This is a genomic window from Blautia sp. aa_0143, from assembly GCF_004167315.1.
Classification (GTDB): Bacteria; Bacillota; Clostridia; order Lachnospirales; family Lachnospiraceae; genus Blautia_A; species Blautia_A fusiformis.
Window position 1 is genome coordinate 146683 of sequence record NZ_RCXU01000002.1, and the last position, 24862, is coordinate 171544.

The 24862-nt window shown below is 44.3% G+C and carries 23 protein-coding genes; 5 read left to right on the forward strand and 18 right to left on the reverse strand.

Translation table 11 applies throughout. The annotated features are described in order from the left end of the window. Window positions 1-202: 202 nt before the first annotated feature. The 6 genes from EAI83_RS01665 to EAI83_RS01690 all read right to left on the reverse strand — a co-directional run bounded on the left by EAI83_RS01665 (window position 203) and on the right by EAI83_RS01690 (window position 8401). Complete coding sequence (locus tag EAI83_RS01665) at window positions 203-2194, reverse strand: glycoside hydrolase family 31 protein (protein WP_129974519.1); 1992 nt, start codon at window positions 2192-2194, stop codon at window positions 203-205. 14 nt (window positions 2195-2208) lie between these two features. Further along, window positions 2209-3885, reverse strand: coding sequence for a glycoside hydrolase family 13 protein (locus EAI83_RS01670; RefSeq protein WP_022426497.1), 1677 nt, complete (start codon window positions 3883-3885; stop codon window positions 2209-2211). Between the two features lie 219 nt (window positions 3886-4104). Beyond that, window positions 4105-5112: a LacI family DNA-binding transcriptional regulator gene (locus tag EAI83_RS01675; protein ID WP_021652638.1), complete on the reverse strand. Its 1008-nt coding sequence runs from the start codon at window positions 5110-5112 to the stop codon at window positions 4105-4107. Beyond that, window positions 5109-5279: a hypothetical protein gene (locus tag EAI83_RS01680; RefSeq protein ID WP_015525206.1), complete on the reverse strand. Its 171-nt coding sequence runs from the start codon at window positions 5277-5279 to the stop codon at window positions 5109-5111. Before EAI83_RS01680 ends, EAI83_RS01675 begins: the two co-directional genes overlap by 4 nt. A gap of 159 nt (window positions 5280-5438) precedes the next feature. Beyond that, complete coding sequence (locus EAI83_RS01685; protein ID WP_022426499.1) at window positions 5439-7529, reverse strand: elongation factor G; 2091 nt, start codon at window positions 7527-7529, stop codon at window positions 5439-5441. 149 nt (window positions 7530-7678) lie between these two features. Continuing rightward, on the reverse strand, window positions 7679-8401 hold the full coding sequence (locus EAI83_RS01690) for a phosphatase (protein ID WP_015525208.1): 723 nt from the start codon (window positions 8399-8401) through the stop codon (window positions 7679-7681). A 405-nt stretch (window positions 8402-8806) separates the two neighbouring features. Here EAI83_RS01690 and EAI83_RS01695 point away from each other — a divergent pair, with 405 nt between their 5' ends. The 3 genes from EAI83_RS01695 (at window position 8807) to EAI83_RS01705 (ending at window position 12472) form a co-directional block, all read left to right on the forward strand. Further along, on the forward strand, window positions 8807-9898 hold the full coding sequence (locus EAI83_RS01695; protein ID WP_015525209.1) for a prephenate dehydrogenase: 1092 nt from the start codon (window positions 8807-8809) through the stop codon (window positions 9896-9898). A 71-nt stretch (window positions 9899-9969) separates the two neighbouring features. After that, complete coding sequence (aroA, locus tag EAI83_RS01700) at window positions 9970-11244, forward strand: 3-phosphoshikimate 1-carboxyvinyltransferase (RefSeq protein ID WP_022426500.1); 1275 nt, start codon at window positions 9970-9972, stop codon at window positions 11242-11244. Between the two features lie 241 nt (window positions 11245-11485). After that, a complete protein-coding gene (locus tag EAI83_RS01705; protein WP_022426501.1) occupies window positions 11486-12472 on the forward strand; it encodes a 2-hydroxyacid dehydrogenase in 987 nt (328 codons plus the stop codon). 82 nt (window positions 12473-12554) lie between these two features. On the opposite strand, the gene EAI83_RS01710 is transcribed toward EAI83_RS01705, so the two are convergent. After that, window positions 12555-13091, reverse strand: coding sequence for a ribonuclease domain-containing protein (locus EAI83_RS01710; RefSeq protein ID WP_022426502.1), 537 nt, complete (start codon window positions 13089-13091; stop codon window positions 12555-12557). 3 nt (window positions 13092-13094) lie between these two features. Beyond that, the gene (locus EAI83_RS01715) at window positions 13095-13940 is read right to left on the reverse strand and encodes a deoxyribonuclease IV (RefSeq protein WP_129974520.1); all 846 of its coding nucleotides are present in this window, start codon (window positions 13938-13940) and stop codon (window positions 13095-13097) included. A 348-nt stretch (window positions 13941-14288) separates the two neighbouring features. Between EAI83_RS01715 and EAI83_RS01720 the strand changes: the two genes are divergently transcribed. Further along, entirely contained in the window at window positions 14289-15413 is a 1125-nt protein-coding gene (locus EAI83_RS01720; RefSeq protein WP_021652645.1) for a CapA family protein, read from the forward strand. Between the two features lie 99 nt (window positions 15414-15512). On the opposite strand, the gene queA is transcribed toward EAI83_RS01720, so the two are convergent. From queA to EAI83_RS01760, 8 genes are all read right to left on the reverse strand, one after another. Next, window positions 15513-16538, reverse strand: coding sequence for a tRNA preQ1(34) S-adenosylmethionine ribosyltransferase-isomerase QueA (queA, locus tag EAI83_RS01725; RefSeq protein WP_129974522.1), 1026 nt, complete (start codon window positions 16536-16538; stop codon window positions 15513-15515). 2 nt (window positions 16539-16540) lie between these two features. Continuing rightward, window positions 16541-17293 carry a tRNA (guanosine(37)-N1)-methyltransferase TrmD gene (trmD, locus tag EAI83_RS01730; protein ID WP_015525216.1) on the reverse strand — a complete coding sequence of 251 codons (753 nt, stop codon included), beginning with the start codon at window positions 17291-17293 and terminating at the stop codon, window positions 16541-16543. Continuing rightward, the gene (gene rimM / locus EAI83_RS01735) at window positions 17294-17800 is read right to left on the reverse strand and encodes a ribosome maturation factor RimM (protein WP_059085894.1); all 507 of its coding nucleotides are present in this window, start codon (window positions 17798-17800) and stop codon (window positions 17294-17296) included. 59 nt (window positions 17801-17859) lie between these two features. After that, window positions 17860-18090 carry a KH domain-containing protein gene (locus EAI83_RS01740; RefSeq protein WP_015525219.1) on the reverse strand — a complete coding sequence of 77 codons (231 nt, stop codon included), beginning with the start codon at window positions 18088-18090 and terminating at the stop codon, window positions 17860-17862. Window positions 18091-18145: 55 nt separating this feature from the next. Next, window positions 18146-18391, reverse strand: coding sequence for a 30S ribosomal protein S16 (gene rpsP, locus EAI83_RS01745; protein ID WP_015525220.1), 246 nt, complete (start codon window positions 18389-18391; stop codon window positions 18146-18148). Window positions 18392-18436: 45 nt separating this feature from the next. Then, a complete protein-coding gene (gene ffh / locus EAI83_RS01750; protein WP_021652565.1) occupies window positions 18437-19789 on the reverse strand; it encodes a signal recognition particle protein in 1353 nt (450 codons plus the stop codon). Between the two features lie 3 nt (window positions 19790-19792). After that, window positions 19793-20116, reverse strand: coding sequence for a YlxM family DNA-binding protein (ylxM, locus tag EAI83_RS01755; protein WP_015525222.1), 324 nt, complete (start codon window positions 20114-20116; stop codon window positions 19793-19795). Window positions 20117-20299: 183 nt separating this feature from the next. Continuing rightward, window positions 20300-21295, reverse strand: a complete 996-nt coding sequence (locus tag EAI83_RS01760) for a uroporphyrinogen decarboxylase family protein (protein WP_021652564.1) — start codon at window positions 21293-21295, stop codon at window positions 20300-20302. 200 nt (window positions 21296-21495) lie between these two features. Here EAI83_RS01760 and EAI83_RS01765 point away from each other — a divergent pair, with 200 nt between their 5' ends. Further along, on the forward strand, window positions 21496-23034 hold the full coding sequence (locus EAI83_RS01765) for a PucR family transcriptional regulator (RefSeq protein ID WP_129974523.1): 1539 nt from the start codon (window positions 21496-21498) through the stop codon (window positions 23032-23034). A 23-nt stretch (window positions 23035-23057) separates the two neighbouring features. On the opposite strand, the gene EAI83_RS01770 is transcribed toward EAI83_RS01765, so the two are convergent. Beyond that, complete coding sequence (locus EAI83_RS01770; protein WP_114002543.1) at window positions 23058-23882, reverse strand: TrmH family RNA methyltransferase; 825 nt, start codon at window positions 23880-23882, stop codon at window positions 23058-23060. A 131-nt stretch (window positions 23883-24013) separates the two neighbouring features. Then, the gene (locus EAI83_RS01775; RefSeq protein WP_192926457.1) at window positions 24014-24790 is read right to left on the reverse strand and encodes an alpha/beta hydrolase; all 777 of its coding nucleotides are present in this window, start codon (window positions 24788-24790) and stop codon (window positions 24014-24016) included. Between the last annotated feature and the right edge of the window lie 72 nt (window positions 24791-24862).

Sequence of the window (24862 nt, forward strand, 5' to 3'; positions counted from 1 at the left end):
GTGTTATTTAAACAGAATGCGAATTACTTTACATAAAATATTTTATGTAAAGCAGCAATAGCAAAAGCCGTAAGATATATGTTTAAGAAACTTTCACATATACTTACGGCTTTTCTGTTTATCAACTGTTCACATCCTGTATTCTTTATACTGTTTAACGTAAATGATGTAACACAGAAATTTATATTTCATTTTGCTGACTTTATTTTTTCAGAACACGGTAATTTTCTTCTCTGTCGTAATCCTTATGGACCCCATCGTCCTCATATAAGGTATACTCCGCACCTTCATATCCGAGAAGCTGCATATTTTTTGTATCCAGAGCTGCCACACATTCCGCTGCTTCTGCAACCGGAATACATTTTCCCTTCCGGATAAACAACGGAATCTCATTCAGTGCCACCTCTACATAATGAACACCCTTTTCAAGGATCTCCTCTGCAATGGTTCCATCCGGAAGGAATTTCACAAACTTCATCTCCTCCGGAAGATATACATAACGGCCTCTTGCGTTCTGTTCATAAACCGGAGCGATCATGATCTCATTTCCAAGAAGCAGCTGGTCTTCCACATGTACAGCAATCTTATCCTCCGGATAAACAAAGCCCAACGGCCGGAAATACATATCATCGTTCAGAGCCGCCTTCATATATTCACTGTAAAGATATGGAATAAGACGATATCTTACACCGATCACATGACGGAAATCTTCCACATTTTCAAACTGGTAGCATTCCTGCTCTCTGGTACCGATCGCTGTATGATCACGCATCAGCGGTGTGAATACTCCAAGTGCCAGGAAACGAAGCAGCAGTTCTCTTGTTGTATCAGCGCCAAATCCACCCAGATCTGCTCCTGCATACAGGAAACCACACATATTCAGAGATGGCATCATCTTCAGGTTCAAAAGGATATGAGCCCACCAGGATTTATTATCGCCGGTCCAGATCCCACCATAACGATGCATACCAATATAGGATGATCTGGAGAACATCAGAAAACGTTTTTCCGGATCGATCCGTTCAAAAGCCTCCCCTGCTGCTCTGGTCATATTGTAGCCAAACAGGTTATGGACTTTGTCATGGCGGATCTTTCTGCCATCCACATTATGGTAAAATCTCCGATAATCTTCCGGATTGTTTGCAACATTGCGAAGTGCACTCTGCATCTTCCAGATATGGATCTTTCCTTCCGTATCTTTTGCAAATTCTCCTGCAAGCTCTTTGACCTCTTTCATTCCCTCTGTGGAATAGAAGATCGCTGGCTCATTCATATCGTTCCAGAAACCGTCGATTCCCTTCTCGATCAGGAAACGGTATTTGTCACCGAACCATTTTCTGGCATCTTTGTTCAATACATCCGGAAAATGAGTATCCCCCGGCCATACAGCAGCTACAAAATCACTGCCGTCCTCTCTCTGGCAGAAGTAGCGGTTTTTAACACCCTCCTCATAAACATCGTATCCCGGCTCTACCTTGACGCCGGCATCGATGATCGGGATCAGACGGATATCCTGATCCTTCAGTTCCTTTACAAATTCCGGAAAATCCTGAAAATTCTCTTCACTTAATGTAAAGTCCTTATAAGACTGCATATAATCAATATCCATATAGATCATATCAATAGGAATATGATTTTCACGATATCCAGCTGCAACCTTCCGGAAATCCTCTTTTGTAGTATAGCCCCATCTGCTCTGGCCAAATCCAAAGGCAAATTTCGGCGGGATATAGCTTCTTCCGATCACATGACGGAACTGCTTTACAATATCATAGGGACTCTCCCCTTCAATCACATAAAGCTTCAGGTCTGCATTTTCGCAGGTTACCTTCATGGTATCCATTCTGGCATAGCCAATGTCAAAGGTGATCGCTGCCGGATAGTCAAAAAACATTCCAAAGGTTTCTTTTCCGGACACAATGATAAGATTATGTGCACCGTACAGGGAATGTTTATCCTCTGTATGCTCCGGATCATCGGTACAGTTACTGGTGTAAATGAATCCTCTCTTGTTGATACCGCGGTTGGATTCTCCCAATCCGTAGACGATATCCTCTTCATCCATGATATAAGTAAAAGAAAATCCATCTTCTGCACAGATTTCTCCATATCCTGGCTTTCCTTCTGCTGTCTCAATGTTTTCTGTCAGTGCCTCAGTCTCAAAGGGCTCTCCATATACATATTTTTTTATCATTTTTCCCTCTCCTGTTACAGATTTCTGTAAAGAACAAATGCCTCATAAGGTTTCAGGACCACTTTCTTTCCAAAATCCTTTCTTCCAAGATTTGTGATCAGACATTCTGCATTTTTCTGAAATTCTTCCGGAATTTCCATTTCTGCCACATGCTCACTGAAATTGCAGACTGTGAGAAGCTTCTCTCCCTCAAGAGTTCTGGTATATGCAAAAATCTGATCATGATCTCTGTAAAGTGCCTCAAAAACACCGTAAACGATCACTGGTTTTTCTTTTCTTAAACGGATCAGCTTCTGATAATAATGGAAAATAGAATTCGGATCTGAAAGCTGCTGCTTCGCATTGATCTCCTTATAATTAGAGTTTACCCTGATCCATGGCGTTCCCTCCGTAAAGCCGGCCTGATGAGAATCCTCCCACTGCATTGGTGTTCTGGCATTGTCACGTCCTCTCAGCATCAGGCACTTCATCATATATTCCGGTGTATAAATACCTGCTTCTGTATATTCATGGAAATACTGAATACTCTCGATATCACGATAATCCTTAAGCTCTGTAAAATAAGCATTGGTCATTCCAAGCTCTTCTCCCTGATAAACATAAGGAGTTCCCTGCATCATATGAAGACAGGTTGCCAGCATCTTGGCTGAAGTTTCCCTGTATGCCGGATTATCATTTCCAAATCTGGAAACACTTCTTGGCTGGTCATGATTTCCAAGAAACAGACTGTTCCATGCTTTTCCCGCAAGCTCTTCCTGCCATTTGATCATAACCTTTTTAAATTCCTGGAAATCGTATTTCTCGGTAGTCCATTTACCATGGTCTGATCCCTGGCCCTCTACATGCTCAAACTGAAACACCATGTTCAGCTCATTTCTGTCCTCACCTGCATATTTCTGTGCCTCTTCGATAGTCACACCGGAGGTTTCTCCAACTGTCATCACATCGTATCGGGATAAAACCTCTCTGTTCATTTCCTGAAGAAACTCATGGATCCTCGGGCCATGGACGCAGTAAGGACCAAAATCACCGTATAATCCTCCATTCATTTCTCCATCCGGATATGACTGATCCTTGGAGATCATGCTGATCACGTCCATTCGGAAACCGTCGATTCCTTTTTCACACCAGAAATTCATCATATCGTAAACTTCCTGACGAACCTTTTCATTTTCCCAGTTCAGATCCGGCTGTTTTCTTGAAAACAGGTGAAGATAATACATCTCTGTCTGAGGATCATACTCCCATGCAGGTCCTCCGAACGCACTTCCCCAGTTATTCGGTTCTTTTCCATTCACCGGCTCTCTCCAGATATAGTAATCCCTGTAAGGATTATCTTTGGATTTCCTGCTTTCAATAAACCAGTTGTGTTCATCGGAAGTATGGTTTACGACCAGATCCATGAGGATCTTAATGCCCCGTTTATGCGCTTCTTCAAGAAGCTTTTCATAATCCTCCATGGTTCCATATTCTTTATAGATCCTGCGGTAATCGGAAATATCATAGCCATTGTCATCCTGCGGAGATTCCAGCATGGGTGAGATCCAGAGAACATTTACTCCCAGTTCTTTCAGATAGTCCAGTTTTTCTATGATCCCGGGAATATCACCAATTCCGTCTCCGTTGCTGTCCTTAAAACTTCTCGGGTAGATCTGATATACCACGCTTTCTTTCCACCAGTTTTTTTTCATGGTAAATTGCCTCCTTTTTCTGTTGATTCTGAAATCAGCATATCCTATCCCACCTTTAAAATCAATAAGTTTCTCGTGAAACTTAAATTACTGCCAAACTTTTCTGTTTTTTTTATGCAGTTTTAACAATAAAGCACTACTGGCCTCTAAAAATAATTTCCAACCGTATTTCGATGATGTGCCAGGAAAAGTCATCACAACATAAAAAAAGAGATCCTGCTACTCTTTTACAGAATCTCTCTTTACAAGCCAGACAGGGCTTTTTACATTTTTTTCGGCAGGTTCCTTTCCCTCTGCCATAAGAAGCAGCTTCCGCAAGGCCAGAACTGCTTTCTGATGAACATCCTGATGAATGGTGGTCAGCTTTGGCCTGACGATCTGCGCATAAAAATTATCATCAAAGCCGGTAATGGAAATCTGATCCGGAATCCGAATTCCCCTGTCTGTAAAAAAATTGATGGCCTCCACAGCTGTGTAATCCGAAGAAAATGCCAGAGCCTTTGTCTCCAGAAAATGAGGCAGCAGCTCTTCATATTTTTTCAGTCTGCGCCGGGGTTCCTGGGGAACCACCACATAGCGGGAGCGGCTGCAGAAGCCGCCATTTTTTTCCATAGCCTGTTTGAATCCAAGCCATCTGGCATAATCACTGTCCTGCTCTGTTTCCGCAACAAAAAGTGCCCGGTGGTATCCACAGGAATGCAGATATTCCCCAATCTGATATCCGCCGGAATAATCATCCACTCCTACATTCTGAAAGCTATATCCACCCTTCGGATAGGCATCGATCAATACCATTTTTTTATTCAGCTTTCTGGAAAGCTGATGATACTGTTCTTCATTATACCCTATAATGATAAGACCCTCTACATTCCAACGGGATGCCATATCTACCACATTATCGATCCGTTCACCGCCAATGAGCATAATATAATAGCCTCTGTTTTCTGCTTCGACCTGCAGCGTTCCGGTGATCTCTCCCACAAAAGAATCCTGCAGAGACTGCATACCATGAATGAAGGAAAAACCAAGAACCACTCCAATGATCCTTGAGCCGTGTCCGGATAGCATCACAGATCCCATGTGGGGAACATAATTCTGCTCCTTCAGAATCGCCGTGATCCGGTCAATGGTGCTCTGTGAAACCCGTTTTGTATTTCCATTGATCACATTGGATACGGTTGTACGACTGACACCTGCCATATCCGCGATATCCTGCAGCCTTATCATTTCATTGAATACTGCATCAGCTCATAATGAAGCTCACAGCCCTCATAGATTTCTGCCGGAAGTAATGCTCTGGCAACTACTTTCAGTTCCTCCTCCGGCTGATCCACACGCTTCAAATGTGCATAATCTCCGTCAATCTGTTCCACGATATAATCACATACTAACATTTTTTGTCCTCTCTCTTTTCTTTTTTGCTCATACTTCAATAACCTGTATGAGCGCAATTCGTTTTTCTGACTGCTTATTCACGAACGCATCTAAAAACAGGCTACAGCAAATGCTGCAGCCTGTCAACTCTTTATTCTGCCCTCAAAAAATATCTCTGTTTATTCGTCAGCACTGTCAACCTTGCTTGCGCGTGCCGCGATCTCTTTCTCCTGGATATCATTAGGAGCCTGCTCATAGCGTGCAAATTCATAGGAGAAATCTCCGCTTCCACCGGTCATGGAACGAAGGACAGTGGAATAACCATAGATTTCAAGAAGCGGAACATCTGCCTCAATGATGGTATTTCCTTCGTGGTCCGGATTCATTCCGAGAACACGACCACGTCTCTTGTTCAGATCTCCCATAACATCACCGGTATATTTATCCGGAACTGTAACCTTCATGGAGATGATCGGCTCAAGAAGTACAGGAGACGCTTCCATAAAGCCCTTCTTGAAGGCAAGGATAGTTGCCATCTTAAATGCCATCTCAGAAGAATCTACCGGATGATAAGATCCATCGTAAAGGGTTGCCTTCACACCAACAACCGGATATGCAGCCAGAGGTCCCTTGAGAACACATTCCTGAAGTCCCTTCTCAACAGCCGGGAAGTAGTTCTTCGGAACTGCACCACCTACAACTACCTGCTCAAATACATAAGGTGTCTCCAGATCGCCAGATGGCTCAAAGCGCATCTTAACGTGGCCATACTGTCCGTGTCCGCCGGACTGTTTCTTATGTTTGCCTTCTACATCTGAATTCTTACGGAGTGTTTCACGGAACGGAACCTTCGGTTTGGAAAGCTCCACATCCACTTTATAGCGCTCCTTCAGCTTGCTGACAACGATATCAAGATGCTGATCACCCATACCGTAGATCAGGCTCTGACGGTTTGCACTGTCATTGACAACCTTCAGTGTTCTGTCCTCTGTCATCATCTTGGCAAGGGACTGTGCGATCTTATCCTCGTCGCCCTTTTTCACTGCCTTAAATCTCTTATATGTATATGGTGTGGAAAGTATAGCCTTTGGATAAAGGATTGGATTCGCCTTGGTTGCAAGGCTGTCACCGGTCTGTACACTGCCAAGCTTGGCAATGGCACCGATATCCCCTGCAAAAAGCTCCGGAACTTCGATCGGTTTGGAACCTTCCATGACATAAAGCTTGTTTACACGCTCCTCTGTTCCTTTCTCTACATTAAGAAGTGTATCATCGGATTTCAGCACACCGGAGCATACCTTGATCAGAGAATATTTACCAAGGAACGGATCCGCGATAGTCTTAAATACATAGGCGGATTTTGCCTTGGCAAAGTCATAATTGGCCTCAAAGATCTCGTTAGTCTTCTGTGCGATACCATTGCAGGAACGTCCGCTTGGGCTTGGGAAGTAACCGCAGATATCATCCAGAAGGTTAGATACACCGCGAAGGTTCACCGGTGATCCCATGCATACCGGAACAATACTTCCATCCTGTACATTGGTTGCAATAGCGGCGGAAACCTCCGCTACGGAGAAGGTATCTCCCTCGAAATAACGGTCCATAAATTCTTCGCTTGTCTCTGCAACAGACTCCATCAGAGTTTCATGATATTTCTCAAGATATTCTGTCAGATAATCCGGAACCGGGCATTCTTCCTTGCCGGCCTTATCAATATATCTTCTTCCTGCCTGCTTCACAACATTGACATAACCTACAAACTTACCATCCTCACGGATCGGGAAATGAAGGGGAGCGATCCTCTTGCCGTACAGCTCTGTCAGCTCTTCCACGACCTCACGATAGCTGACATCATCCACGTCCATATCTGTAACAAAGATCATTCGCGGAAGTTTATATTTCTCGCAGAGATTCCATGCCTTCTGTGTTCCAACCTGAACACCGGCCTTACCGGAAACAACGATGATCGCTGCATCTGCGGCACTGACTGCCTCCTCAACTTCTCCCACAAAATCGAAGTATCCGGGAGTATCCAGTACATTTACCTTCATCTTATCCCATGGTACCGGGATCAGAGAAGTTGTGATGGAAAAATGTCTCTTTATTTCTTCCTTGTCATAATCGCTGACAGTATTGCCATCCTCAACACGTCCGAGTCTGCTTGTCATACCTGCCAGATAAGCCATTGCCTCAGCCAGCGTTGTTTTGCCTGCGCCACCATGACCTAATAGGACTACATTTCTGATTCGGTCTGTTCTGAAAACGTCCATATGTAATACCTCCCTGTTTGTCTTACTTAATATGTTCACATTTTACTAAATTTCCATGCAAATTTCAAGTATTTTATTCAATTTTGACAACTTTTTTTCAGAAAGTTTTTCGTATTACCGTCAATTAATACAGAACAGTCGTCTATCTTTCAGAATTTCCGGTTTACATACTTTTTCACGGCATCCACAGAACGGTTCAGTACCAGCTCTTCCGGAAAATCCAGTTTAGTCAGAAGGTCTCTGGCAAGATCAAATTCCCCGATCAGAAGATCAAAATGGGCATCACTGTCCATAACCACAGGTACCCGATATTTTTTGCAGTATTCCAGCATGATGGTATCATTCTCTACTGCATTCTCACGGTTACAGTCAGGGTCCATGGAGTGATTGTTCAGCTCCAGGACTTTACCGTATTCTCTGGCGCCCTGTACAAGCGCCTCATAGTCAACCTCGTATCTTCCGTCATCCGGATGTCCGATGATATTGACACACGGATTCTTCATAGCATTAAGATAGGCCTCCGTATTCTCCTGTCTGCTGCCTGGTCTGATGCATGGAACATGAAGACTTGCAATGACCACGTCCAGCTTCTCCAGGGTTTTCTGCTCAAGATCTACCGTTCCCGCCGCATCCAGGATATTTACCTCCGAACCCAGAAGCAGCTGGATCCCGTACATTTCACGGGGTACTACCTTTATATTCTGGAAATAAAACTTATGACAGGTTCCGGGCATTTTCGGTGCATGCTCTGTGATTCCCAGGAGTTCAAGACCTTTATCGGAAGCAGCCCTGGCCATCTCGCGAAGTGTGCAGTATGCATGTCCGCTGGCTACGGTATGTGTGTGAAGATCCATAACTGACTGATATTTCATGATAAATTCTCCTCTGTATCTTATATTGTTTTTTTCTTATTATATTATACGTCCGAAATCTCCGATTTCTCAAGCCTTTTTCTATTGTTACTGTTCACTCCGTTCTCAGCAACACGCTTCGCGATGCACAGAATTTATGCTGATCACATAAATTCGCGCGGTATGTCTCGGGTTTTCCGTGACCTTCGCTCACAAAAAACACCTCGCGGAATATTACCAATGAACAGTAACTTTCTATTACTCTTCCCTGTTCGCAAAACATTACCGGTAAACAGCTACAAAAATGGCCTTCCTGTTTCCGCTAACATTTGTTGACATTTTTCACACTTTCTTTTACAATATAGTCGTGATTTACACTATTAAAGAATAAAAGTAAAAAGTAACCTGAAAGGACTCTGAAGTACTATGAAAACCATAGGTTTTATCGGCCTTGGACTGATCGGCGGCTCCATTGCCAGAACCATCCGAAAATTTCACCCGGATTATCGCCTGCTTGCCTTTGACAAAGACAGAAGTGCTCTGGCAGAGGCAGTCAGTTTAAACGTGATCAACGGGATCTGTGATATTGACGATGAGCAGTTATATAACTGTGATTATCTTTTTCTCTGTGCACCTGTAGAATTTAATGTGGAATACATGGAAAAGATCAAAGATTCTCTTGGAAAGAACTGTATCCTCACAGATGTAGGCAGTGTAAAAAGTGTTATCCACGAAAAAGTAACCGAGCTCGGACTTGAAGGACGCTTCATCGGCGGTCATCCTATGGCAGGCTCCGAACGCAGCGGTTTTTCCAATTCCAGTGATCATCTTCTGGAAAATGCTTATTATATCATCACTCCGGGAGGAGAAGTTGCTTTGGAAAAGATTTCTGATTTCACAGAACTGATCTCCTCTCTTGGTGCGATCCCCCTTGTTATCACTGCAGAAGAACATGATTTCATCACGGCAGGAGTCAGCCACCTTCCTCATATCGTAGCCTCCGCTCTTGTAAATCTTGTAAATCTTCTGGATAACGACGCCCAGTATATGAAAATGATCGCAGCCGGCGGTTTCCGTGATATCACACGTATTGCCTCTTCTTCACCGGTTATGTGGGAACAGATCTGTCTGGAAAATCAGAAAAACATTTCCACGGTTCTGGATGAATTTATCCGTATGCTGATCCAGATCCGCTGTTCCATTGACAACAAAGAAGCTGACAACATCTTTGACATGTTTGCAAGCTCCAAGGATTACCGTGACTCCATTGACATTGTAGACAACAGCCTGATCCCCCGCTCCTATGTCCTTTATATCGATGTGGCAGATGAGGCCGGTGCCATTGCAACCATCGCAACCATCCTTGCAACAGAAAAGGTCAGCATCAAAAATATCGGTATTATCCACAACCGAGAATTTGAAGATGGCGTTCTGAAGATCGAATTTTATACAGACGCAGCTCTGGAGCAGGCTAAAGTGCTTCTTACAAAACGTAATTACAAGATCTGCGAACGCTGATATATAAACGGCAGCAGATATCCGATCTGCTGCCATGTATTTCAAAAATAACAATACAGGCAGGTACTAATATGGAAATCAAAAAAGCAAAAAAATTATCCGGCTCTCTTGCCATTCCCGGAGATAAATCCATTTCTCACAGAGCTGTCATGTTCGGCTCTCTTGCAGAAGGCACTACCAAAATCACAAATTTTCTGGAGGGTGCAGACTGTCTCTCCACTATTTCCTGTTTCCGGAAAATGGGTATTAACATTGAAAATACAGAAGGAGAGATCCTGGTCCACGGAAAAGGTCTCCATGGTCTCAGTGCTCCGTCAGAGACTCTTGACGTCGGTAACAGCGGTACCACCACCCGCCTCATCTCCGGGATCCTTGCAGGACAGGACTTTGTATCAGAGCTTACCGGCGATGCTTCCATCCAGAAACGCCCTATGAAACGGATCATGACTCCGCTTTCCCAAATGGGTGCCGATATCATAAGTCTCAACGGAAACGGATGTGCACCGCTTAAGATCTCCGGAAAAAAGCTCCATGCCATCCACTACAATTCTCCGGTAGCATCTGCCCAGGTAAAATCCTGCGTACTTCTTGCCGGAATGTACTCTGACGGCATTACCCGTGTAACAGAACCGGTCCTTTCCAGAAATCACACGGAGATCATGCTGAATTACTTTGGTGCCAATGTAACCGCAGAGGGAACAACAGCATCTATCAAACCGGACCCATCTCTTTACGGACGTGAGATCCTGGTTCCGGGAGATATCTCTTCTGCAGCTTATTTTATCGCAGCAGGTCTTCTTGTTCCCAACAGTGAGATCCTTCTGAAAAATGTGGGGATCAACCCGACCCGTGACGGCATCCTCCGTGTATGCAGGGCCATGGGAGCAGATATCACTCTTCTCAATGAAACCACAGAGGGCGAACCTACTGCCGATCTTCTGATCCGCTCCTCTGCGCTTCACGGGACCACAATAGAAGGCGCGATCATTCCTACTCTGATCGATGAACTTCCGATGATCGCCGTTATGGCAGCTTTTGCAGAAGGAACCACTGTTATCCGGGATGCACAGGAGCTTCGTGTCAAAGAGTCCGACCGCATCCAGGTTATGACGGAAAATCTTCGGAAAATGGGCGCAGAGATCCAGGAAACCGAAGATGGCATGATCATTCATGGTGGAAAAGCCCTTCATGGCGCAGAGATCGATTCTCATCTGGATCACCGTGTAGCCATGTCTTTTGCAGTAGCAGGACTGCTTTGTGAAAGAACACTTTCCATCAAAAATGGAGAATGTGTCAACATCTCCTATCCGGAATTCTATTCTGATCTTTATAGTCTGGCTGAATAATTATCTCATATCCAGACAGAGAGCATTTTCATGTATCACAACATCTGTTCCATCAGATGACAGTGCATAAAATGCTCTCTTTTTTTTGTATTTCGTATAATTTTTATTTATTATGGATATCATAATTCCAAAACAAAACCATTTTTTTGATAAATTTTATCGCTTTCCCCACTTTCCAAATTCCTACTATTATGGTATTATTTTTTCGGAAAATAATTATTTCCAGAGAGGAGCAACAATTATGAAAATTTTGTTTTATGACACCAAGAGCTACGATAGAGAATTTTTTGAGAAGCTGCTTCCGTCCTATCCTGGTATTGAAGTTAAATTCATTGAAGCAAATATCCATGAAGAAACCGCAGCTCTTGCCCACGGCTACGATGCCATCTGTGCATTTGTAAATGCAGACCTTGGCGCACCGGTCATTGAAGAGCTTCACCGCCAGGGTGTAAAACTGATCCTGATGCGCTGTGCCGGATACAATAATGTTGATCTGGAAACTACAGCAAAATGCGGGATCCAGGTGGCACGTGTTCCCGGTTATTCTCCGGAAGCAGTTGCCGAACACGCCATGGCACTGGCACTTACCGCCAACCGGCACACCCACAAGGCATATATCAAATGCCGTGAAAATAACTTTGCACTGAACGGTCTCATGGGCGTTAACTTTTATCAGAAAACTGCCGGCATCATCGGCACCGGAAAAATCGGTCAGGCAATGGCAAAAATCTGTCGCGGCTTTGGCATGAAGGTAATTGCTTATGATCTTTTCCCTAATAAAAATCTTGACTTTCTGGAGTATGTTTCACTGGATGAACTTCTTTCCACCAGTGATCTGATCAGTCTGCACTGTCCGATGACTCCGGAAACAGAGCATCTGATCAACTCCGAAACGATTGCAAAAATGAAAGATGGTGTGATCCTTGTAAATACCTCCAGAGGTGGACTGATCAAAACCGATGATTTGATCGCAGGTATCCGTGATCACAAATTCTTCGCCGTTGGTCTGGATGTTTACGAAGAAGAATCCGCATATGTATATGAAGACATGTCAAGCAGCATTCTTCCTACTTCCACGATCCAGCGTCTTCTGTCCTTCCCAAATGTGACCATGACCTCACATCAGGGATTCTTTACGGTAGAAGCACTGACCAATATTGCGGAGACAACCCTGGAAAACGCAAAAACTTTTATGGATGGAGCTGAAATGAAAAATCTGGTCCACTGATCAGTCTCAGACCTGACATGCAAAATCCCCCGGATACTGATCGTTTATCTGTATCCGGGGGTCTTATTTTGTTCTTTTGATTTTAATAGATCTCGTCAAAAGACTGTCCGTCATCGTCTGTGTAATAAATGCGCTTTGCATCCTGAGTGAAGATCAGCTTCTGTTTCCCTGCATCATCAAGGCTGCACTGCTGATAGGTGACGCCATCCTCTACCGGAAGCATACTGTCTGCATTATCATAGTCTGCAGCAGTCAGATTGGAAGGTACATGGCCATACTCATAAATGTACTGGGCCACTTCATCTTTATCTGTATAGGTGCCATTTTCATCCAGTTTCTTTTCGCTCTGTGAGTCTGCTGCATCCGATGAAGCGGACCCATCTGTGTCTCCTGATCCTGCAGCATTTTCAGAATCCTGCAGCTGCTCCAGGTCACTTTCATCAGCTACTGCCATCTCATCGTCACCATTCTGGTCCATGGCCTCCACTTCATCCTCACTCAGAGGTTCCAGGTCATCCTGAAAAGCAGATTCGTCGTATTTTTCCTTATCTTTGCATCCTCCCAGCATCATCGCTGCCACCCCGGCAAGCACCAGGATAAAATATCTGAACTTTTTCATGGATCAATCTCCTTTCATGGAATATCGTTCTCGTAAAAGTGCAATTTCTCTTTTCCATCCTTCATCATCATTTGGTGTCTCCAGAATAAAGGGAATTCCCTCAAGAGCCGGATGGCACACCACATTCACAAGTGCATCCAGGCCGATCTGACCTTCGCCGATCTTTGCATGACGATCCTTATGACTGCCCAGTCCGTTTATACTGTCGTTAAGATGAACAGCCTTCAATCTGGAAAGGCCGATCACCCGGTCAAACTCATCAAGAACACCATCCAGATCATGGACAATATCATAACCGCCATCCCATACATGACAGGTATCCAGGCAGACACCCAGTTTATTATTTTTTTCCACCCTGTCAATGATATCACGAAGCTCCTGAAACGTTGCTCCTACTTCTGAACCCTTGCCAGACATAGTTTCCAGAAGGACGGTCGTACTCTGTTCTTCTGTAAGGACATCATTGAGGATTTCCGCGATTTTGGCAATTCCCGTCTCAGTTCCCTGTCCTACATGACTGCCCGGGTGAAAATTATAATAATTTCCCGGTGTATATTCCATACGTTTCAGATCATCTGCCATAATCTCTCTTGCAAAATCTCGCAGATTTTCTTTTGCGGCACAGGCATTCATAGTATACGGTGCATGGGCCACCAGCTTTCCAAAATGATTTTCCCCGGAAAGCTCCAGAAATCTTTCCACATCTGCGGGATCGATCTCTTTTGCCTTGCCGCCTCTGGGGTTGCGGGTAAAAAAAGCGAACGTATTTCCGCCGTTTTTCAGCATCTGACGCCCCATGGCAGCATAGCCTTTGGACGAACTTGTATGATTTCCGATATATAATACCATATCAGCAACATCTCCCTGTAGTTTATATTTCTGCCTTTTGGCCTAATTATTATATCAAAAACTTCTTTTTCTGAAAAGTCCGCGATTCTTTCTTTACAATACTTACCATTCTTTCTATAATAAAGATATCTTTACATATGAAGGAGAAAAAGAATGGCAAACGACAATCAAAGGCGGCCGCCTCATGGCCATGATCCGGAGCAGGCACGCAGAGAAGCCGCCAGAGCACAGGAAGCACGGCGGAAGCATTCTGGTTCTGCATCCCGTAATTCCCGTTCACATTCCACTGGGACTCGCAGGAATGACATCAGCAAAAAATCCAGATATTACCAGGTACGCCGTCAGAAAATGTTTCTTGCAGCTGGCGGGATCCTGATCATACTTGTTCTTGTGATCATTTTTTCCGCACGTGCATGCATTTCTTCCCGGAAAGCTGCAGAAGCCGCCGCTTTGCAGAAGGCCCAGGAAGAGGAGGCCGCAAAAAAGGCAAAAGAAGAAGCTGCTGCTGTGAAAGATCCCGTTTCACTGACGCTCAGCGTAGTCGGGGACTGCACGTTGGGTACCGATGAGACCTTTGATTATGACACAAGTCTGAACGCATGCTACGATAACAACGGCAAAGATTATTTCTTTAAGAATGTAAAAAGCATCTTTGAGGCAGATGACCTGACAATTGCCAATTTTGAAGGAACCCTCACCGATTCCGATGCCAGAGAAGATAAAACCTTTGCATTTAAAGCACCTGCCGAATATGCTCAGATACTCACCAGCGGTTCCGTTGAAGCCGTAAACACTGCAAACAATCACAGCCATGATTACGGAGAGCAGAGCTACACGGATACTCTGACTGCTCTGGATAATGCAGGCATTACACACTTCGGTTATGATGATACTGCAGTTATGGACATCAAGGGAATCAAAGTTGGTCTTGTCGGAATTTATGAACTGAAGGATCATCTTGGACGCGAACAGCAGCTGAAAGATAATATCGCAAAGGTCAAAGCAGATGGAGCAGAGCTTATAGTTGTGATCTTCCACTGGGGCAATGAGACCGAAACAGTTCCTGATACCAATCAGATGACCCTTGGCCGTCTTGCTATCGATGAAGGTGCAGATCTGGTATGTGGCCATCATCCGCATGTACTCCAGGGAATCGAAACCTATAAAGGAAAAAACATCGTCTACAGTCTTGGCAATTTCTGTTTTGGAGGAAACAGTTCTCCAAGTGATATGGACACCATGATCTTCCAGCAGACCTTCACTGTCACCTCAGAAGGCGTACAGGCTGATAACGTGACCAATATCATTCCCTGTTCTATTTCTTCCGCAGATGGCTACAACAATTATCAGCCAACTCCTGCATCCGGAGATGAGGCATCCAGGATCAAATCCAAGATAGAGGAATGCAGTGCTGCGATTCCTGCCGCAGATTCTTCATCCGCTACATCGGAAGGCTCTGACAGTGAAGAATAAATAGCATAACAAAAAATAATATCCCAACAGATCCTGTGCTGCATGTTTCCATGCTACGATCCGTTGGGATATTATTTATATAAAAAGTAATTTTAAATCTTATTCGATCATCATGGCATCCCCGAAACTGAAGAAACGATATCTTTCCTTCACAGCTTCTTCATAAGCAGCCATAATATGTTCTTTTCCAGCAAGGGCTGAAACTAACATCAGAAGCGTGGACTCCGGCAAATGGAAATTGGTGATCAGTCCATCGATAGCTTTGAATTTATATCCAGGATAGATAAAGATCTCTGTCCATCCGCTTCCGGCCTTCACGATTCCGTCCTCTCCAGTTGCGGACTCCAGGGTACGGCAACTGGTAGTTCCCACAGAAATCACTCTTCCGCCATTTTTCTTTGTATCATTGATCAATTTTGCCTGATCTTCTTCCACAATATAAAACTCCGAGTGCATATGATGCTTTTCTACATCATCCACCTTTACCGGGCGGAAGGTTCCGAGACCTACATGTAAAGTTACATGTGCAATATTCACACCCTTCTCCTTTACTTTCTCAAGAAGCTCCGGCGTGAAGTGAAGTCCTGCGGTAGGTGCGGCAGCAGATCCCTCATTCTTTGCATATACAGTCTGATAACGGTTCTTATCCTTCAGCTTGTGGGTAATATACGGCGGCAGCGGCATTTCTCCCAGCTGATCCAGGATCTCTTCGAAAATCCCCTCATAATGGAACTGGATCAGACGGTTTCCCTCATCTACAATATCAATGATCTCACCCTTCAGGATACCGTCACCAAAAGTGATCTTTGCACCGGGACGTGCTTTTTTTCCCGGCTTTACAAGACACTCCCAGATATCATTTTCGCGGCGTTTCAGAAGCAGGATCTCGATCAGCGCTCCTGTTTCTTCCTTGTGACCATAAAGACGTGCCGGGATAACCTTGGTATCATTGATCACAAGACAGTCTCCCTTATGCAGGTAATCCAGTATATCGGTAAAATGACGATGTTCGATACTTCCATCTTTCAGGGACAGATGCATCAGTCTGGAAGAACTTCTGTCCTCCAGCGGATCCTGAGCGATCAGTTCCTGCGGTAGATCATAATAAAAATCTGATGTTTTCATAATTATTTTTCCACTTCCTCTTTCCACTGTTTGCGAAGCCTGCGGACCTCGTTCCACTCTTTGTTGGTCAGATCAGCTTTTGGTAAAAGATCCGGCCTCCATTTGGCTGTACGGATGATAGACTGCTCTCTTCTCCATTTATCCACATTGGCATGGTGTCCGGAAAGCAGCACCTCCGGAACCTTTTTGCCATGCCATTCCTCCGGGCGGCTGTACTGGGGATACTCCAGAAGATTCCCGGAAAAGGATTCCGTCTCACCGGATTCCTGATTATTCAGAACACCTGGTACCATTCTGGAAATAGAATCCATCATGACCATAGCCGGAAGTTCTCCACCGGTAAGTACATAATCACCAATGGAAACATAGTCTGTTACGATTTCTTCCAGAACACGCTCATCAATTCCCTCATAATGACCACAGAGGAAAACCAGGTCTTCTTCCAGGGCAAACTCTTTTGCCATATCCTGATTGAAGGTTTTTCCCTGAGGAGTCAGAAAGATCACGCGGGGTTTCCTTCCAATACGTTCTGCAATGGATTCATAAGACAGATATACCGGCTCCGCCTGCATCAGCATTCCGGCTCCGCCGCCATAAGGATAATCATCTACCTTCTGGTGCTTATTGAATGCAAAATCCCGTATATTGATCGCTTCCAGTGATAACAGTCCCTTTGTAATGGCACGGCCTGTAATACTTGTGTTCATTCCGTTCTCGATCATTTCCGGAAATAATGTAAGTACATGATAATTCATTTAAACAAGCCCTTTCATCAAATGTACAGTCATGGTATTTTTTTCCACATCCACATCAAGAACACAGTCATGGATCGCAGGAAGCAGGATTTCCTCGCCATCCACACGATCTACAATATAAACATCATTGGCGCCGGTCTCCATCACATCACGGAGCACTCCGAATTTCTCCCCATTCTCCAGAAGTACCTCCATTCCGATGAGATCCGCCACATAATATTCGTCCTCGCCAAGCTCCTGTGCCTCTTCACGTGGGATCCAAAGCTCACGGCCCTTATACATTTCAATATCATTGATGTTGTCAATGCCTTCAAACTTCAGGATCGCAAGATTTTTAAAAAACTTTACATTCTGAATATTCAGTCTGCGAAGCTCTTTTCCTGTATCCAGAAGCACATATTCAATATCAAGAAAACGCTCTGCGTCATCCGTTGTCGGAAAAACTTTTACTTCACCACGGACGCCATGGGTCGTTGTAATAACTCCTACCTTTAATAAATCTTCCATTTTTGCTCCCTTTCAGAGTAAAAACAGGAGCCATGGAATCCACAGCTCCTGTCTCTTTTTCATTGCAGAATATCTACAATCACTTTTTTGCTGCTTTTTGAAGAAGCCGCTTTCACAACAGTACGGATTGCCTTGGCAATTCTGCCCTGTCTTCCGATAACCTTACCCATATCGGCCGGTCCGACCTTCAGTTCAACAACAATCGCGTCGTCTTTTTCAGTCTCAGTAACGACTACTTCATCCGGATTTTCAACAAGAGATTTTGCAATTACTTCTACAAGTTGTTTCATTACATACCTCCTTGCTCCTGCCTCATTGAGGCCACAGATCCAAATCTGTCAGGTATTATTTCTCGATTCCGGCAAGTTTAAGAAGCTTAGCAACTACCTCTGTAGGCTGAGCACCAGCTGCAAGCCATTTTTTTGCTGCCTCTTCATCAATTTTGTATACGCTTGGGTCAAGGTTCGGATCATATGTTCCGATCTCTGCGATGCATCTTCCGTCACGTTTGCAGCGAGAATCTGCTACTACGATTCTATAGAAAGGTGCTTTCTTCTGTCCCATTCTTCTTAATCTGATCTTAACTGCCATTTTTGTTTTCCTCCAATTATCTTTCTGAAAATTTATTGTTATTTATTAAAAGGGAAGCTTAAAGCCGCCTCTTTTTCCCATGTTCATCTTGCCGCCTGTTAATCCCGGCATCTGTTTCATCATCTTCTTGCTCTGCTCAAACTGCTTCACAAGACGATTTACTTCTGTAATATCCACTCCGGCGCCTCTGGCGATACGGTTCTTGCGTGAGATGTTCAAAATGTTGGGGTTACTTCTCTCCTGAGGTGTCATGGAAAGAATGATGGACTTGGTACGGTCCATAGCCTTCTCATCGATCATACCCTCGATATCCTTCATCTTACCGCCCATTCCGGGAAGCATGTTCAGGATACTGGAAATACCACCCATCTTGTTCATCTGCTCCATGCTGGTAAGATAATCATTGAAGTCGAAGTCCATTTTCTTCAGCTTTTTTTGCATCTCCTGAGCCTGTTCCTGATCCACAGATGCTTCCACCTTCTCGATCAGACTCATTACATCGCCCATTCCAAGGATCCTGGAAGCCATACGTTCTGGATAAAACTGTTCCAGATCTGAAAGCTTCTCTCCCATACCAACATAGAAGATCGGTTTGCCGGTCACGGCTTTAATGGAAAGCGCAGCGCCGCCTCGTGTATCACCGTCCATCTTAGTCAGGATCACACCATCAATGCCGACTTTATCAGAAAAGTTCTGCGCCACATTTACTGCATCCTGTCCTGTCATGGCATCAACTACAAGCACTGTAGCATCTACATTCACATTCGCTTTGATATCCTCAAGCTCCTGCATCATATCCTCATCAATGTGAAGACGTCCTGCTGTATCGATGAGCACAACATTCTGCTGATTGGATTTCGCATGCTCGATAGCTGCTTTTGCAATATCCACGGGATTCTGCTTATCTCCCATGGAAAAGACCTCGACGCCCTGTTTCTCACCGTTTACCTGCAACTGTGTGATCGCTGCCGGACGGTAAACATCACAGGCCACAAGCAGTGGTTTCTTTCCCTTGGATTTCAGTTTGCCTGCCAGCTTGGCAACCGTCGTTGTCTTACCTGCACCCTGAAGACCGACCATCATAAGAACGGTAAGATCCATTCCCGGTTTGATCGGAAGCTCTGTTGTCTCACTTCCCATCAGGTTGACCAGCTCATCATTTACGATCTTGATCACCATCTGTCCCGGATTCAGACCATTCATAACATCCTGTCCGATAGCCTTTTCCTGAACGGATTTCGTAAACTGCTTAACGACCTTAAAGTTAACATCCGCTTCCAGAAGCGCCATCTTAACTTCCTTCAGTGCTACCTTGACATCAGCCTCTGTGAGACGGCCCTTGCCCTTCAGCTTCTTAAATACATTCTGCAGTTTATCTGTTAAACTCTCAAATGCCATTGATCATAACTCCTCTAATATCACATTGGAAATCGCCGCAATATCTTCGGCGTGGTACTTGTCAGCCAGTTCATGGATCTTTATGACCTGACTGCGGATGTTCAGGAATTTCTCGACCAGATGAAGCTTCTCTTCATATTCTTCCAACGTCCGATTGCACCGTCTGATCATATCATGCACACCCTGTCTGCTGATGCCAAGTTCCTCAGCAACCTCACTTAAGGAATAATCCTCAAATACCACACTGGTGTACACCTGCCGCTGCCTCTCTGTCAGAAGCTCTCCATAAAAATCAAATAAAAATGTCTGCTCTACAAATTTCTCCATCTGTAATCACCTTGGCTATCATACACGATTCCGGCACACCTGTCAAGGGTTTTTGCTTTACAATTTTATTTTTTCCTGAATTTCACAAAAAAAGGCCGGAAAAGCACTTTTCTGCTGGGTTTTGCAGGCTTTTCCGACCTTTGTTATTCTATTTAATTCTTATTAATAAGTCTTATGCTTCGATCAAAACATTTCCTTTGTCATTTTATCGATTTCCTTATCCACTGCCTCATATACACCTGGGATACATGAGAAATTCAGGCCATGAGTGGTGCACGGAATAAAATAAAGCTTACCACAGTCTCTGCAAAGCTGATCTGTTGACTCTTCGATCATTTCCTGATTCCAATCAAAGCGATCTACTTTACCGTTATCGATACCACCCATAAATGTGATATCTTTTCCATATTCTTTGATCAGCTTCGGAAGATCATTAACAGACATACAGCCCTGCCATACATCAATTCCCATCTCGATCATTGTCGGAACCAGTGTTGCACTGTAGCTGTCATTATGGTGGATGATCAGTTCAACACCATGATCATGGTAATATCCGTAAATACGTTTGTAAGAATCCATAAAGAACTCACGGAACATATCCACACTGATAAATGTAGACTTCTGTGTTCCCCAGTCATCATGATGGAAGACAACATCCGGTTTCATATAGGTGCAGACCTGCTCTGCCCATTTCAGTTCCCACTCTGTAATATATTCGATCAGTTCATGCATGGCTTCCGGCTCTTCGTAGAAATTGATCATGGTATTCTGGATCTCACAGAGATAATGGCACATCTCAAAAACTCCAGGTGCAACCATTGCAGTAACCATGGTTTCATTCCGGTCAATTCCGGCAACTGTCTCCTGGCATTCTTTCCAGTCCTCTGCCGTGTAGTTGATGTCCGGTGCCTTTACATATTTTTTCCACTCTGCGACGTCCGGACATACCAGATGCTCCGGATCATGGAGCGGAAACGCTCCCGGTGTTCCTGCAGGCCAGGAATTATAATATCCCCATCCGCATTTTACTGTTGGTGCACCAGGTCCTTCCGGCATCATAGGATACTTCGTCTGATATGGAGTATTCAGAACAAATGTCAGTCCCTCATACTGTTTTACAAAACGATCCGGATTTCCTCCGCGGATCACTTCCAGCATATTTTGTCTTTTTGTTAACATAAACGCACCTCCTCTACGTTATTATGCAGGAAAGCCTTTTTTCCGCACTTGTTTTGCCACACCCCAACATAAAAGGCTTGTTTCTGCACTTGTTTTTTCCTTATGATTCTATTATACTGTAAATCAAAAGAATCACAATTCCACATAATATGGCTATTATTCCTGTTTTTTCCTACAAAATATAGGAAGGAGGATTTTCCTTGAAACTCAGTGCAAAACTCATATGCTATCACCTGCAGAAATCATTTTCCATGCATACATCCAGGCTGGATACATCCCCCACCCTTTCCTGCCCTTCCTGCTTTGAAAAGAACACCGTTCTTCAGGATGGACGTGTTTACCTTATCACAGATCCGGATTTTCAGCTCACTTTTCATCATCCCAAAAATATTCTGTTCCTGATGATTGGAAAAATCTATCAGAACTACGAATTAACTCAGCCAAACATGTGTATCATCCCTGAAGATATTCCAGTCAATATTGTCTTTAACAGGATTCAGGATATTTTTATCCTCTATGATCAGTGGAATCAGTCCCTGATGGATTCCCGTCTCCGGAACGCATCTATCCAGGAGCTTCTGGATCTTACAGCTTCCATTATTCCCAATCCAATGATGCTGATCGGTATGGATTTTACTATCATTGCCTCCAGAGACTGGAATCTAAGTGATCTTTCCAATTCTGTTTTGGGTTCCACTGAAAATTCCTGGGCTATTGTGGACAGCCTGAAGCAGGATCCTCATTACGAAGAGGCTTTTTATAAAACCGGATATTTTTATTATCCGGGAAATGGCCTTACTGCTCCTTCTCTTTGCGTAAATATCTCCAATAATGATAAAGCAGTATACAGGCTGATGTTTTCCGAAGGTGAGGTTCCCCTGGATGATACGTTTGGTTTTGTTCTGGAGTACCTTTCCCAGATGGTATCCCATGCACTTTCTACAGGAATCATGCACAGCCGGGATAAAGCTTTTCCTCTGCATCAGATTTTTATGTCCATTCTGACTGATCCCGGAGCTGATTATGTAAAAATCAGTCAGCAGCTGACAAATGTGGGATGGCTTTCTTCCCATATGTATCAATGCATCCTGATCCAGACCGGACTGATCGACCAGAAAAATCTGACCCTTAATGCCATCTGCAACTATCTGGAAAACACAATTCCCGCCAGCTGTGCCACGGAACATAAGGGCAATGCTGTGCTTTTTATCAATCTGGATCTCTGCACTCTGACTATCCATGAGATTTCCGATAAGATCGAGGGCTTTATCAAAAGCAGCATGTTAAGCGCCGGATACAGCCGGAAGATGCTTGGACATTTCAATTTCCACCGGCAATACACGCAGGCTTCTGTTACCCTGCAGGTTGGAAAACGCAAAAATCCCGCAGAAAGTATCCACTATTTTGACTCCATCGCTCTGCCCTATATTCTGGAACAGGCAACCAGAAAGCTTCCTGCTTACATGGTCTGTCACGAAAAGCTTCTGTCAATGAAATATAAGGATGAGGCAAAGCAATCTCATCTCTATGAAACACTGCGTTGTTTTCTGGAGCACAACCAGAACATTTCTCATACTGCCAGCGCTTTATTTATCCACAGAAGTACTCTTCTTTATCGTCTGGATAAGATCAAAGCTTTTCTGGATTCAGATCTTACAGACAGAAACGAGATCCTGTATCTGTTGCTTTCTTTTCATCTGATGGATATGGAAGAAGAAAACCGGAATGCAAGATCATAAAAAACGGGAACTCTCTTAAATATTTAGCGTTTTCCCAGCTGCCAAAATGCAACTGCACTGGCTGCCGCCACATTCAGTGAATCCACACCGTGTGCCATTGGAATACATACTGTATAATCACAATCCGCAATGGTCTCCGAAGCAAGGCCATCCCCCTCTGTTCCAAGAACTACTGCCAGTTTTTCTTCTGCCATCAGATGAGGATCATCAATATCAAAGGAATCCTCCCTAAGAGCCATGGCTGCCGTCTTAAATCCCATCGCTTTCAGAGACCGGATTCCTTCCGTTTTCCACTCTGTTTTTTCATCAAAAAAAGTCCATGGTATCTGAAATACAGTTCCCATGCTGACACGGATCGCACGGCGGTACAGTGGATTGCTGCATCCCGGTGTCAGCAGTACCGCATCCATTCCAAGAGCCGCCGCAGAACGAAAGATCGCGCCTATATTAGTAGGATTTACCACATTTTCCAGAACTGCGATCCTGCGGGCATTTTTGCATACATCGACTATATCAGGAAGCGCCGGCCGGCGCATTGCACAGAGCATTCCTCTTGTCAGCTTGAATCCGGTCAGTTGCGTCAACACATCAAATTCTGCCGTATAAACCGGGATGTCTCCACAACGACGGATCAGTTCTTTTGCCTCACCCTCAACATGTTTATGTTCCACCAGAAAAGAAATCGGCTGGCACCCGGAATCCAAAGCTCTCTCAATAACCTTCGGGCTCTCCGCAATAAAGATCCCCTTCTCCGGTTCTGCCCGGTTCAAAAGCTGTATCTCCGAGATCCTGGCATATACATCCAGCTCCGAAGCGTTGAAATCTGTGATTTCTATGATATTTGACATGGTTATTTTTCTCCCGTTCTGTCTTCTTGTTTTCATCCTGCTATTGTAACAGAATCTCTTTGCAAAAGAAAGCCAGGTGTTATATGTTTCCACCTGGCTTTGCTGCTACTTGTAAAACAATTTGTTTATATTCAGATCCTCACTTCCATCCACCGGATCATATCCCCGATCACTTCATCTTTACAATACTCATTCAGGATCTCATGAAAAAGTCCGCCGTAGATCTTCATCTGCTTGTCTTTTGATCCTGCTTCTTTAAAGAAATCATAGGTATCCTGTACACTTACCAGACCGTCTTTCTCGCCGTGTGTCATAAGGACCGGATAATGGAACTCTGCTTTTTTCTCTTTGAACCAGTCAAGTCCGTCGCAGATCGCATAGCATAACCCCGCTGTAAAGGACTGTTTATTGTATGGATCTTTTCCGTACCAGTCTACCACTTCCTGTACAGAGCATACACCTGAACCCAGCTGATTGGTAAGGCGCGTATGTACATCCATTTCTCCCGGCACACCACGTATCAGATTGCCGTTATCTGCGGTCAGCGCACCACTGGTAATGATCCCCCGGAGCTTTTTGTCCGGATATTTGGCTCCGTACAGAGAAACCGTAAATCCGCCCATGCTGTGTCCCAGAAGAAATACCGGGACATCCGGATTTTCCTCAATTGCCATATCCACAACTACGTTGGTGTCGTCCAGAAGCTCATTGAAATCTGAATAAAAAGTCTCTTCACCCTCAGACCGTCCATGTCCTCTGTGATCAAAACGATAGGTTCCTATTCCCGCCTCATGAAGTTTTTCCGCAAAATAATCGTACCTGCCCTGGTGCTCACAGAGTCCGTGGACAATCACGATCACCGCTTTATTGTCTGCTGCCGTTTCTTTTTTCAGATACAGTTTCTGCAAATTATGCTTAAACGGAATGCCAGTTCCGCTACTGCGGAACTGCTATTCCATTTTTAACGGTACGAAGTACCG